The sequence below is a fragment of the Clostridium porci genome, assembly GCF_009696375.1.
GTDB classification, from domain to species: Bacteria; Bacillota; Clostridia; order Lachnospirales; family Lachnospiraceae; genus Enterocloster; species Enterocloster porci.
In genome coordinates this window covers 1-13,504 of record NZ_VUMD01000005.1, presented here as the reverse complement: position 1 = coordinate 13,504, position 13,504 = coordinate 1, and the positions used below count along the sequence as shown (strand labels likewise).

The following is a 13,504-nucleotide window of genomic DNA, read 5'->3' as shown; positions in this document are numbered from 1 at the left end:
CTAACTCATTTCCGATAAAATATCTTTCGGGTTTCTCTTTAGTATTACAATTCCAGATACCAGAACAGAAGCCGTTATCAACACAAGAACACTTACACCGTCCAACAGATACATTTCTGGCGTAACCGCTACGCTGATACTCTGCACGTCCTGCTTTGGTGCAACGTATTCTGTGGATACTTTTCCCTCATTATTCTTTTCTTCCTCTTGCATTTGCTGAACCTGCTGTGATACCAGATAATTTGCAGTTACTTTGGAAACGGCTGGAGCGACAGCAAAGGATAACATAAGGGAAAGAACCGCAATCATAATCGCTTCGCTCCAAATTTGTCCGATAATTCTAAGTTTTGGAACACCGAGTGATAAGAAAATACCGACTTCCTGCACTCGATTTTTCAGCCAGAAAAGAAATACTAAAACAAGGATAACAAAACTTGCAACAGAGATTACCAATATCATCATTTCGCTTACTTTTGCCAAATCATTGAAGTTTGAGGACATAGTTTCGGAATTTCCGTTATTATCAATCAAATCATATTGCTCCCAGTTGATGTCTACTTTTTGCAGATTTTCTTTTACTTCGTCGTAAGCTTCCACATCTTCTACTTTGAAATAGGCTCTTTCATATAACGGACTTGTTTCACCTTCTGCCTTTTCTGGAAATCTCAAATCTGTAAATATTACATTTTCCGAACGATAAGTATCTCCCTGCATAAGTGGGGACATCTTTTGATCCACTTGATAAATTCCAATAATCTCGGCTTCTGATACCTTTGAATTTTCAGTATCGTGGTAATCATTAAAAGAAATCTTATCGCCGATTTTCAGATTATTTTGCTTTGCCAGTTCCTCTGAAATAACACACATATCTTTATCCTCTGGGGTTATCATTCGTCCCTCTTTGATATGCAGGTTTCCAGATAAAACATTTCTGTCAAGTTTCATATCTTTGTTTCCAATTAAGCTTACACCTCCCACATCTACACTTTGGTCTACATCTTTATCTTCAATCCTTTTGAAATTTACAGGGTTTACAGGAGTTGTTGCTGTTGTAATATTGTAATCAGCAATTCCTTTTGTTTTTGCCAGTTTCTTAATGTCTTTTATATCTAAGCTTTCAAATTCATTTGTTGTCCAGCCTGACCAAGACTCCACACCATTGATAATCTCTTTTTCCTGATGGTAGCCACCAAAACTACCTTCCTTATCATTACCAATCTTTTCTGAGTATTCACGAACTCGTTTTGTTCGGTACTCTGCATTTCTTTCTAAAAGAAAGCCTGCACCTATGGCTTGTCTGGTTTTGTCCTGCACCTCAATACTGGCATTTTTGCTCGCCACACCTGCAAGAAGCAGGGTACTGATTGCAAAAACAATCAACAATAAGAGAATACTTTTTACGGGCTTTCTGAACACAGAACGCCTTGCCAATCCAAAAAAATTCATGTACTATCCCTCCATTTTCGCTAATATATCTTTTGGGTTTGCTCGTAATATCGGAAGAATGGAACAGCACAATGCCACCAGAATAACTGCACCACCTAAAAGAAACAACATTCCAATATCTTGTATCTGCAACACCACTTTCAGATTTTCTGTTACGCTTTCTGAACTGGTAATGATGTTTTGCAAAACGCCCGAGAACAATTTACCAATGGCTGTTGCTCCTAAAACCGAAAGTGTAAATACACTGCCTGCTTCTAATAAAGTTTGCAGGAAAATTTCACTTTTTGTCTTGCCGAGGCTCATAAAAATTGCCACCTCTTTTTGCCTTGTCCGCATCCACATACATAACAGCAGGGAAACAACAACAGTACCAGTTACCAATGTAAGTACCAGCATAAGATTTGCCACCTTACTGATTTGCTCTAATGGAGCAGACATCTGTTGATAAAGGGTATCGGAAGTGCTAAGTTCTACATCATTTCCGAATATTTTTTGCAAGCTGGTTTCCAGCACATCTAATTTTTCTGGTCTTTTTGAATAAACGCAGAGTTTTTCAAATTCAGCTTCTTTGAACAATTCTTTATAAGTGCTGTTGTCAATAAAGACTTGATTTTCTATTCGATTGACTGCCGTAGTTTCTGTTGGCTGGTCTTTTTCCACATTTCCTGCGGACATGAAAATTCCAATAATCTGAACAGATACTTTTGTTCCGTTTTCTGTACTTAGTTCAATCGTATCTCCAACCTTTAGCCCATTCTGATTTGCAAGGTTCGCATTGATAACAGCACCCTTTTTCTCACGCTTGATATAATCGCCAGAAGCTAAGCGGTACTGCATTTCTGAAAAAGGGCTGTCCTTTTCCAAATCATCATAGGAAAGCAGTGCTATTTTCAAATTTTCCTCATTCGTAGAAGTATTGAGCATAACGGGAGCAAAATTATTCGGAAATACCTCTTGTCTACCAATGCGGTTGATAGACGAAACATCTTCTAGCGTTTCAATCTTGTTTACTTCATTCTCTGTTATCTTGCTGTCCTTACTTGTAATTTCAGCCACAATCTTAGAGTTTGTCTTTTCCTGCATGGCTTGTTTGGACTCATTTGTAGTCCTTAAAATCATGCTTGTACCTAAAATCATACTGTTTACAAGTATCAAAACAATCAACAGAAGAATGGTTTTTCCTTTTTTTCGCTGTAAATAGCGAAAACCAAGTTGATAAAACTTCATACTTCACACCTCTATTCCCAACGGGCTATGACAACCTTTGTTGCATTGAAATGAAGTGTGTCTGCAAATTCTCCATAGAGATATACTTCAGATTTTTTTTCACATCGGATATAGAACCCATTGTTACATTTGTAACACCAGACTGTGCATTTACTGTGGCAATGACAAATTCACAATCTGGGTTATAGGTTACAGAAACAGCATTCTCTTTTTTTTCCATTCCCGGTGCTTCTATTTTTATCCCAGCTCCACCCTCAATATCTTTTGCTTGATTTACCAAGCAACCATTGTCTGTAAATTCCAAAACACTTCCTATCAAATTAGCAGAATCTAATATGTCGTTTCCTTTATTTTCTGAAGAACCATTTGCATTTTCTTCATTCGTATTAGAATTGACAATAGGATTAGACGTATCTGGTTTTTCATCTGGACTTGCACCACACCCCGTCAATGCACAGATACATAATCCAACCGCTACAAATTTACTGATGTTTGTTTTTTTCATTTTTGTATTCCACCTTTCTTGTTCGATATGCCCCTATTGTAAAAGCAAACCATTCTAAAAATCCTGTAAAAAAGTAAGAAAATCATCATCATTTTTTAGAGGATTTTTACAGACTTTTCTGTTATACTGTCTATAATTTATATAGAAAAGGATTGATACATTATGAAAATACTTCTTCTGGAAGATGATTTAGAATTATGTAAAAATATAAAAATTTCGCTGGAAAAAGAAAACTATATGGTTGATTGTTGCAATGACGGGGAAACCGCTATGCTGTATGCCTTAAATACCGACTATGCTTATGACCTCGCCATTGTAGACCGTATGCTACCGATCATTGACGGTTTGACAATCATAAAATCTATGCGTAGAAAAGGAATATCTATTCCTATCCTTATCATTACTGCCATGAGTACCCTTGACAATCGGGTTGAGGGTTTAGACGGCGGTGCTGATGATTACTTAGTAAAGCCATTTCATATCAAAGAATTGCTTGCAAGAGTTCGAGCATTGACAAGGCGACCTGCCAATATCCAGTTATCGTCTAAATTACAATATGGAGATTTAACTTTCGATAAAGACAGCAGAACCTTATCCACACCAAATAATTCTCTTTTATTAACTTCAAAAGAAACCGAGTTGACTTTTGTATTTATGCAGAACCCAGAAACACTATTTTCCCGTGAACAGCTTATCCTTAAAATCTGGGGCAGTTCTTCCGAAGTAGAAACTGGCAATGTAGACAGTTACATTTCTTTTCTGCGAAAACGCCTAAAAGAGTTAAAAAGTTCCTGTAAAATAACAACGGTCTACGGTGCAGGGTACAAACTGGAGAAAGAAACATGTTAAATAATTTATACCGAAAACTTCATATTCTGTTTGCAAGTTCTGTTATGCTGATTATTACCCTTGTGATTTCCTTTGTCGTTGCGAACACAGTTCATACAGAGAAAATCAACGAAAGCACCTTGTTTCAAAGACTAACAACCTTACTGATTTATCAAGTGGAAAGTGCTTCTTCGGATATGGATAAATCACTCAAAACCTACGAAAAAAGTTATCATATTTTTTCTTTGATTAGCGATACAAAAGGGAATACCATTTATCAGAGTGATTTCCCATTTCCAACTTCTGCGGATAATCTGTTGCATGATGTAGAAAAGCAGATTTCTACACAGCCATTATCACAAACAGAAAGCAACACCACTTCTCAAGGTGGTTTTTTGGAAATAAGAGGAACACATCACGATACTTATTTTGTTATTCCTGCTACAATTAGGACAGCAAATGATACCGTATATCATGCAACCTTTCTTTATCAGACAGCCAGTTTGACGGATATTTTACAAAAGACATTGCCGATATATCTTCTTATCTGGCTTTTGGCTTGTATCGTTGTTATCGTACTAACCCGTTATCTTCTGAAAAAGTCGTTTGCTCCAACGGAACGAATACTGCAAAGCCAAAAAGATTTTGTTGCAACAGCGTCCCATGAATTAAAATCTCCACTTGCTGTTATGATTTCCAACACGGATATGCTTCTTGATAATGTTTCCTTAAACGAGCAGGCAAGGCAAGCCGTACAGACCATAGATTTTGAATGTATGCGGTTATCCCGTTTAGTCAAAGATATGTTGCTTCTGGCTTCTTCCGACGCTAAAACATGGACATTGCATAAAAGCACAATCAATGTAGATACCTTACTCATCACGTTATATGAAACCTACGAACCCGTCTGCATGAAGCAGAATTTAGAACTAAAACTGCATTTATCCGAGGAAAGTTATCCTGCCATGCTTACCGACAAAGACCGATTATTTCAAATCTTATGTGTCTTTATGGATAATGCCATTCAACATTCCAAGAATAATTCCTTGATAGAGATAGAAGTAATCGCCACTGAAAAGAATATTGCTTTTTCTGTGGTAGACCACGGGCAAGGCATTTCTGATGAAGATAAGCACTATATCTTTGACCGCTTTTATAGTGGCGACAAGTCCCATGCAAACAAATCGAATTTTGGACTGGGATTAAGTATCGCCAAAGAATTAACCCAAATGCTGAACGGTACTATCATTATCAATGATACTGCTGGTGGCGGTGCTACCTTTACTGTTAAATTTCCTCTAAAATAGATTAAGGCTTGCAGATCATACAAAATGTATGGTGCAAGCCTTTTTTCAAATCTTTGCCTTTTTGGTAATCTTGTAAATATATTCTTCTGGCGTAGGGCGTTTATTCCCAAAATACTTTCTGAAATTTGCCTGCACCTCTGGGTCGGTACTGTTCATAGCTTCATCAATCGTTGCTTCAATATTTGCCCGAACATCAGCCAATGACATACCACCCGCCTTTGCACCAGCTTTCAATGCTTTTTTTATATCTCGTTTTTTAAGTCCTATCATAATAATTTGCTCCTATTGTATATCATTCTTTTCTACATATTTAGAAAGAAAATACCAAGATACTATAAATAAAATAAGTGAAAGCACAGTACTGATTGTCATTGATAAAATGTTATTTCCAATCAATTTAGTCATAACAAAAACAAAACCAGCCCCAAGAGGATATGAAACCATTGCTCCAATCATACTTTTTTCTTCATCTAATAAATAAAAGCAAGGAAGTAAAATACTGCCAGAAAAAAATGTCATTATTACACTTAAATATATAAAAGTTGGCAAAAAGCTAAAGTTTGTATCTTTGATTATCAATGAAATAGCCGTACTAAAACCTATACCAAAAAATACTCCAATAATAGATACAAAACTATACATAAGATATTTGCAACTAATAATCGAACTTTTTTTAGTTGGAAATGTAATTGATGTTTTCAACCACCCTGATTTTTTGTCAATATTAAATATAGTTGTAACACTCATACCAAGCACAATCGTGGCTATAATAATCAAAACTTGTGGCACTACAAAGAATGATATTCCAAAGCCTATGACCATAAATGTGATTAGTAAGCTTATGATTGATGATTTAATCGTATAAAAATCTTTTAAGAGTAATCCTTTCATTTTATTTATCCCCCTTTACATACATAAGCATAATTTCATCTATACTCGCTGGAACAATCATAGTCTTAGGATATTTTTGTTCTACTTGCCGTCTATTAGAAACTAATACTTGATACTCATAATCTAGTTTTCTATATGAGATAATATCCGATTTATCTATTTCATTAAATTGTGTTGAATTGCATTTTATTATTCCATAGTTTTCCAATAATTCATCTTTGGGTTTTGAGAATAATACTTTTCCCCCATGTATGAACACTATATAATCAGCAATTTTTTCTAAATCACTAGTAATGTGAGATGAAACCAAAATTGAATGTTCTTCATCTTGAATAAAATCTAAAAACATTTCTAAAATATCATCTCGAATTATAGGGTCAAGTCCACTTGTTGCTTCGTCAAGAATAAGTAATTTTGAGTTATGAGATAAAGCAACCGCTATGGAATACTTCATGTTCATTCCTTTTGAAAATTCTTTTAGTTTTTTGTTGATAGGAAGTTCAAACTTATTTAATAGCTCAAAATACTTTTTATTATTCCATTCAGCATAAATATTTTGAAAAACTTTTCCTAGCTTTTTGGGTGTTAAATTGTCGGGATAATTACTTCCATCAAATACAACACCGATATGTTCTTTTGTTTCGGCGTTGACATCTTTCCCATTGAATACAGAAATTTTGCCTTGTTCAGTAACAATCAAACCTAAAATAGCGTTAATTGTTGTGCTTTTTCCAGCTCCATTTTCTCCAATCAATCCAACGATACTTCCTTGAGGGACAGTAAAGGAAATACTATCGAGTTTGAAATCTTTGTATTGTTTTGTTACCCCGTTAAGCTCTAAAGCATATTTTCCCATAATATCATTCCTCCTCATATAATAGTGCAAGTAAAGATTGTAATTTATCCAGCTTTATTCCGCTTACCTTTGCAATTTCAATCGCTTCTGTAAAATAATTTTCTATTTTCTTTTGCTGTTCTTCCAAATAGAAATCTTGATTTTGAACGGATACAAAGCAACCTTTTCCTGCGGTTGTTTCAATAAAACCGTCCTTTTGAAGTACATCATAAGATTTTTGTACTGTTAAAACACTAATATGCAACGATTTTGCCAATCCTCTTATAGAGGGAAGTGCTTCGCCAGCTTTTAAATCTCCATTGATAATCATTGCCTTTATTTGTGAAGAAATTTGTTCATAAATCGGTATGCTGGCATGATTATTGATAAAAATATCCACTATACCACCGCCTTGTCTTATACTGTATTACTTTTACAAGTACAGTATAGTATTATATGATACGATTGTCAATACGTTTAGGCTTGTAAACATTCAAAAACTTTTACTTACAAGCCTAATTATCATTTATCCTACAATCTTCCAGTTACTATCCTTATGTAGCACAAGCTCATATTGCGAAACTAAAGTTGCCTTTGTCTGATTATCAAGGAATTTCACAGCTACCTTGACTTTCACATTGTCCCCGTCCTTTGTAAAGATAGGGTTTACTAATTCAGAATAAAGGTAGTCCCTGCCGATAGGTTCAAGCATATTCCCCGATACATAATAGGCAAGCTCTTTTTCTGTGGCTGTTGGGTAGAGCTTAAAGAATGTTTCCAGAAATGCGGTAGCGTCGTTTACGGTATCAGCGTCTACGCTTGCGTCTGCTTCTGGTGTCTTTGGCTCATAGTCCGACTTTTCGATTGCTGGTGCAAGGGTAGGATTATGAACGATTACCATATCCCCGTCAGCGTCTACATGGACTTTTACAGTATAGGTCGCTTTCACATTGCTTGTCTGTTCTCCCTCTTTTATCTGCTGATCTACTTCGTAGGTAGCAGAAAAAGTGTCCGTTCCCGACTGTTCGATACTCCATACAATCACATCTGTAACTGTGGAGCTGGTCGGTATATCGGTTCTAATGGTATCTATATTCAAGTCCTGCAATTCCTTTGTCAGATAACCGCTGATTGCCTGCGTCCTTGCTTCAATCGCTTCTTTGCTGTTATTCCATGTGTAATAGGACTTCGCAAAGTTTTTCACGAAATTTTCTATCCCGTTGGTGTCCTGCAAGCGAAGTTCAATGATTTCTTTTTCATGGGTCGTGTGCTGGTCGATAGCCGTAAAATTCTTATACACTCCAAAGCTCACGCTTGCGATAAGCACCACCCACAACGCAATCACGGTTTTCTTATGTGTGCCTACCTTGACAGTACGCACCTTTTTTTCTTTTGGTTCTTTGATAGTTTCTGTCTGTTTCTTATTCTTCTTAAACATATTTTTCAAGTCCTTTCTATTGTTTTACTCGTCCTGCACCGATTAAGTGCTGTTGCCAGTAACTACTGCTTAGGTCTACATATCCTATCGGGTCGCCTGCATGGTACATCTGGTTATTTCCTACATAAATACCGACGTGCGTTACATACGAACCAGCGTTATAGGTAGAATGGAAAAATACCAAGTCCCCAGCCTTTGCCTGCGAAAGCGGAAGATGTTGGGTAGCGTCATATTGTGCTTGTGCCGTTCTCGGTAAGGAGATACCAGCTTTTCCATAACACCATTGCACAAGTCCGCTACAATCAAAGGAAGTGTTTGGGTTACTGCCACCATATACATACTTCCAGCCTTGATATTTCAACGCTTCATTCATAATCGCTTGTGCCGTCGCATTATCAAAGTGTGCCACGGTCAGATATTGATTGACTAATTCCACATAGAACATATTTCCATAGCCATACCGCCAGCCCCCATTCTTTGCAACGGCTATCGGGTTGGTGTAGGTTACTTTCTTTCCACCCGATTTTTCACGGGCAAAGTTCTCTGCAAGGTTAAAGGTGTGTTTCTTTCCTTTTCCTGCCACATATCCCACATAGCCACCGCCATAGTTATAAGACTGTATCGCTACATTCAAATCGTCGATACCTTGATTTTTGCAGGAAGAAAGCAGGGACGCAAAATACTTACACCCCTGCTTGATTGAGCTTTCCGTATCTAAGGAATTAGGCGGTAAACCAAGACTTTCCGAACTCTGCATAACATCTTCTGCCGTACCGCCACTTTCTACTTGAATGATAGCCAATAGCACATTGACATACTCGGAGATACCGTATTCTCTGGCGTATTTTTCTACCATAGGCTGATGTTTCAAGACTTCTGCGGATAAGTTCATACCCGTAATGCCAGAAGAAAAATTGCTATTCTCGTCGTCGCTGTCCGCACTAATCAACACACCAAAGAAAAGCACCAGAGAAAAGAGGATAGGAAACAGAGTGCCAATGAGAGCGATATGTTTCAGTTTCATTTTTTCTTCTGTCCTTTCTTCATCACAAGGTTACGGGTTTTCTCTGTTGTCTGCTGGTTCTTTTGGACGGTTTGCGTCTGCTGAACCTTTGTCCTACGGTCTTTTGTGTAATTCTGGCGTGTTTCCTGAGATACCACTTTTTCTACATTCTGCCTATATGCTGGCTGTGCCGACTGGGTCGCTTTCCTATCAGAAGCACCAGAAGATAGCGGACGCTCTTTGATAACATTTGTCTTGACTGGCTCACTTGCTTTCGGAGTTGGAGCTGTGGCTGGTCGCTCATGGGGACGGGTAGCTCCCCTTGTCGCTGATCCGTCAGCCTTTCGCTTTTCCTGCCTTGCTTCTTGTGCCTTTTGAAGCTCCATACGTTTGTCAGCGATATTTTTCTTATGCTGTTCCTGCTTTTCCAAGCGTCCCGTCTGTCTGGACTGCTGTTCCTGCACCATGCCACGCTTGAAGTCGGACACGCTGGACTTTGCCTTTTCCTTTGCGGAATACACCGCATAAGCGGTCTGTGTCGGCATATCCTTGATGTTTTCTTTGACAGCATTTGCCTTGTCTTTCACTTTATTTTTCGTATCTAAGACAGCACCCACCTTTGAGCCTGCACGCTGTCCCATGCTGGAAGTGGTATTGCCCCGATTTTCTTTAGAAGCTGTATTTTTTCTTTCAGCTCTTTTGCCAGCAACAGAACTACCAGCCACCGCACCAGCAACACCGCCAGCAGTAACCGCACCAGCAAGCCGTCTTTCCATACGCCTAGCCCTATGCGCCAAGTATAGATATGGTCTGCGGAATATCCTGCGTCCCATGCTTTGACTGTCATTAGCGTTCAAAGAGAACATACTCATTAAGTCGCCCAGCTTCATGTAGATACCTGCGAAACATACTATCTGCAAGAACGCTACCATAAAGAACGGATAGTCCGTGGATATGTTATAAAACATACTGGAAATGCTGAACGCCACCGTTACAATGAGCGTTATTCCTGCCCGTGTCATTATGGTATTAAACACCCTTACGATTGCCTGCTTTGCCATGCTTTCATAGCTCGGTATCATGGAAAGTAGAAAACTGATAGGTAAAAACATTGCAAAGATAATAAAAAGTATCTGGCTAAACAACATCATGCCCGTAAGCAAGAATACAAATATCGTTATCCCTAAATTGAAGAACAGTAGGAAGAACACCATACCTAAACGGTTCACGACCTGCGGTATCGTCAGATTGTTGTTGTCGTTATCCTCGATTTCTGTTTTCACGACTTCTTCTCTGGTCTTTCCGTCCTCGTCCTCTGGGCTTGCTGATACGAGAGCTTCCACACGGTCTGCCCCGATTTCCTCTGCGTTGCTGTTACCGAATTGCAGAAGTAGCCACGGCTGTTCCACTTGAATAGAAAATAAGCTGTCCCGTATCAAGTCCACGCTGTCCTTGCCCTCGCTGTCAGAGTTGGGGAGCATGATTTTTGTTCCCAAATCCAACGAAGCGGTACTAATATCACTTGAAAATTCATTTATCTTTTTGATGTAGTCGGGAGCGTAGGCAATAAACGAAGCGGACAGCACGAACACCACCACAAAGTTGATAACAGCGTGAAGTGCCTTGCTGGTTTCTCTTTTTATCAGTCCCGTATAGGCAACATAAAGTCCCACCACCAAGATAATGAGAAGCAGGAAACCAACATAGAAGCCAGAGCTGGAAAAACCGTTCTGTGTTACGCCTGCAAGGGTCTGTATGCTCTTTCCGATACTGTCTGCCATATCGTTGATGAAGTCTAGCTTATAGGCTTCCTGCACCACATACCCCGTGGCATTGCTTAAATATAAACTGATAGTCCAGACAAAGTTGGTAATGCAGTAAAGCCCGTACTGCACCGATTTTCCAATCCCGTCCAGCCAGTTCCACGGAAGCCACGACCAGCTATTATCCACATAAAAATCAAGCTGGTAGTTGGAAAGGGGATATTTTGAATATAGATTTTCTGCGTTTATGGTATCGTCCACAAGCCCCGTCGCATGAGCCACCGTCCCCAGAAGTGAAAGCAGGATAAGGGAGAGTGCCACCACGAACAGAGCCATTTTGAGAAAGTGGAAAATCTTCTTTTTTGTGAACGCACCTTTTATCCTTTCTTTCATCACTCCACCTCATTTCTCTGTACGGGCGGTCTGGTATCAAAGGCGTGTAGCAGTTCTTCAAAGACGGGGTGTATCTGTACCACACCGACACGTCCGTATAAGTCCTGCAATAAGCATTGTCCGTTCTCCAAATCACGCAAGCGTTTCTGGTTGTTCTCGTCGTCCTTGTCGATACCGAAAAATTCTAAGGTCTGTTTTATCTCGTTGATGTCAGTAGAACGGAAAGCGAATTTTAAGCCGATATTGTTTTTCAGACTTTCCTTTGACACGTCGCCAGAGGATTGTGTAACGAAATAAACGCCTGCCTGCATAGCTCGTCCAGCACGAACCAGCTTATTTGATAAGGTTTCGCCTTGTGCCACATTTAAGAACGCCCACGCTTCGTCCAAATCTACAATCTTAAAAATACTTCTGTCTGAATGGATAAAATCAAGGGCAAAGGTACTAATCACAATCAGCATAGACACCGACAATAATTCAATGGTCGTGTATTCCTCAAAGGTCGTGTCCTTATCTGGTAATACTAAGTCCGCTACTTGAATGATATTGAGCTGGTTATCCAGACTGATAGCATTTTCCACCGTACCGTCTGAAAACAGCAGGTGTGCAAAATCGTAGTCCGTGAAACTGTCGATATGGTCTGCGATATTTCTTGATATGGGTGTATCTTCACGGCGTAGCTCTTCTATCACATGGAGCAAGCCCCGACTGTCGCTCTGGGTAACGGAGCGAACCGCCTTACGAAGTACGGGGAATTTTTCGCCGTCCCTAGAGGAAATACCCGTAAGGAATGTTAAGATGTCGATTGCCAGACTTTCAGCGTCTTTTACATTCTTCATAATCACAAATGGGTCAAGAAGTCCTGCATTGTCCTTGTCGCTGGTAAGGTTTACGATATTGATTTCATGGGCTATCTCTGGGAGCGTTTCTTTCCAGTTGCCACGCTCTGATTTTGGGTCTAAGATAACCGCTTGTCCCCCAAACAACACCGAATAATACACCAGAAGATTGTTGCAGAACGACTTCCCACCGCCAAGCGAACCAACAAAAGCAGACGCAAGGGCGTTGGTAACTGTGCCTTTTACGCCCTGCGAAGCTAAAGACGGTTGCAGGTACACATTTCTTCCCGTATCAACGGAATAGCCCATATAGATACCCGTAGTTTCTCCTAACTGCTGGGTCGCTCCAAAGCCAAGCCCAGCTAAAAAATCTGATTTTACATACTGCACATAGTCATTGATATATCGCTTGCTGGCTGGAAGAAATTCAGAATGAAGCCCCAGCATATCCCCAGCAGGACGCACCAGCTTTACATTGAGGTCGTCGTAAAAGTCCTTGACTTCATCACAACGGCGTTTCAGCTCGTCAAGATCGGGTGCAGACACCCGTATCACGTAGCTTAACTTATACATACTTTCTTTGCTCTGGTCTAAGTCCGTTTCCAGTTCGTCCACGCTGTCTAATGCGTCCACCACATTTGAGCTGGTTTCACTTCCAGCTTGATAGGCGTGATTGTCAAGGTCTTTCAATTCCTTTTTCTTGTTGCGGACTGTCGTTAATGCTTTTCGGTTCTCCACGATTTCTACATTCATAGAAGTATCAACGGGAAAGGTAAACTGCTGTTGCTGGAAATAGAAGATTTCAGACGACGGAAAATCAAGCTCCCCGACAATCGCATTGACGGTAAAATAGGACACATAACTTTCCTTGTCCTCATGTTCCAAGCGTAAATACCGCTGGTTTTCCTCAATCACACACCTTGTCGGACGGATAAGGTCGTAGTATTTTATCAGCGTTTCTTTGTTCAATTTCTTCTTTGGTAGCTGGTACTCATAATCTTCATAAGCGATACCGTCCCCGCCGTAAAG

13 protein-coding genes are annotated in these 13,504 nt (G+C 39.5%); 2 read left to right on the top strand and 11 right to left on the bottom strand.

Annotated elements, in window-relative coordinates:
• Genes FYJ39_RS06685 through FYJ39_RS06675 form a run of 3 tightly spaced genes read right to left on the bottom strand, consistent with a single transcriptional unit; the run spans position 1 to position 3,178 of the window.
• A complete protein-coding gene (locus FYJ39_RS06685; protein ID WP_154471705.1) occupies positions 1-1,446 on the bottom strand; it encodes an ABC transporter permease in 1,446 nt (481 codons plus the stop codon).
• A 3-nt stretch (positions 1,447-1,449) separates the two neighbouring features.
• A complete protein-coding gene (locus tag FYJ39_RS06680; protein WP_154471704.1) occupies positions 1,450-2,673 on the bottom strand; it encodes an ABC transporter permease in 1,224 nt (407 codons plus the stop codon).
• A 25-nt stretch (positions 2,674-2,698) separates the two neighbouring features.
• Positions 2,699-3,178 (bottom strand): chitinase, encoded by a 480-nt coding sequence (locus tag FYJ39_RS06675; protein WP_235919757.1) that lies wholly within the window; start codon positions 3,176-3,178, stop codon positions 2,699-2,701.
• A gap of 162 nt (positions 3,179-3,340) precedes the next feature.
• Here FYJ39_RS06675 and FYJ39_RS06670 point away from each other — a divergent pair, with 162 nt between their 5' ends.
• Positions 3,341-4,027: a response regulator transcription factor gene (locus FYJ39_RS06670; protein WP_003431898.1), complete on the top strand. Its 687-nt coding sequence runs from the start codon at positions 3,341-3,343 to the stop codon at positions 4,025-4,027.
• Complete coding sequence (locus FYJ39_RS06665; RefSeq protein WP_154471703.1) at positions 4,021-5,313, top strand: sensor histidine kinase; 1,293 nt, start codon at positions 4,021-4,023, stop codon at positions 5,311-5,313. Before FYJ39_RS06670 ends, FYJ39_RS06665 begins: the two co-directional genes overlap by 7 nt.
• A gap of 45 nt (positions 5,314-5,358) precedes the next feature.
• Here the strand turns inward: FYJ39_RS06665 and FYJ39_RS06660 are convergent, their stop codons facing one another.
• The 8 genes from FYJ39_RS06660 to tcpF all read right to left on the bottom strand — a co-directional run.
• Entirely contained in the window at positions 5,359-5,583 is a 225-nt protein-coding gene (locus FYJ39_RS06660; protein ID WP_154471702.1) for a hypothetical protein, read from the bottom strand.
• Positions 5,584-5,595: 12 nt separating this feature from the next.
• On the bottom strand, positions 5,596-6,204 hold the full coding sequence (locus FYJ39_RS06655; protein ID WP_095889589.1) for an ABC-2 transporter permease: 609 nt from the start codon (positions 6,202-6,204) through the stop codon (positions 5,596-5,598).
• A 1-nt stretch (position 6,205) separates the two neighbouring features.
• On the bottom strand, positions 6,206-7,060 hold the full coding sequence (locus tag FYJ39_RS06650; RefSeq protein ID WP_118473992.1) for an ABC transporter ATP-binding protein: 855 nt from the start codon (positions 7,058-7,060) through the stop codon (positions 6,206-6,208).
• Between the two features lie 4 nt (positions 7,061-7,064).
• A complete protein-coding gene (locus FYJ39_RS06645) occupies positions 7,065-7,439 on the bottom strand; it encodes a GntR family transcriptional regulator (protein ID WP_009264391.1) in 375 nt (124 codons plus the stop codon).
• A gap of 126 nt (positions 7,440-7,565) precedes the next feature.
• Positions 7,566-8,477 (bottom strand): conjugal transfer protein, encoded by a 912-nt coding sequence (locus FYJ39_RS06640; protein WP_154471701.1) that lies wholly within the window; start codon positions 8,475-8,477, stop codon positions 7,566-7,568.
• Between the two features lie 16 nt (positions 8,478-8,493).
• Positions 8,494-9,501 (bottom strand): bifunctional lytic transglycosylase/C40 family peptidase, encoded by a 1,008-nt coding sequence (locus tag FYJ39_RS06635; protein ID WP_154471700.1) that lies wholly within the window; start codon positions 9,499-9,501, stop codon positions 8,494-8,496.
• Positions 9,498-11,636 carry a CD3337/EF1877 family mobilome membrane protein gene (locus tag FYJ39_RS06630; protein WP_154471699.1) on the bottom strand — a complete coding sequence of 713 codons (2,139 nt, stop codon included), beginning with the start codon at positions 11,634-11,636 and terminating at the stop codon, positions 9,498-9,500. Before FYJ39_RS06630 ends, FYJ39_RS06635 begins: the two co-directional genes overlap by 4 nt.
• Positions 11,636-13,504: conjugal transfer ATPase TcpF (tcpF, locus tag FYJ39_RS06625; protein ID WP_154471698.1), on the bottom strand; the 1,869-nt coding region annotated here is incomplete at its 5' end. The genes FYJ39_RS06630 and tcpF, both read right to left, overlap by 1 nt.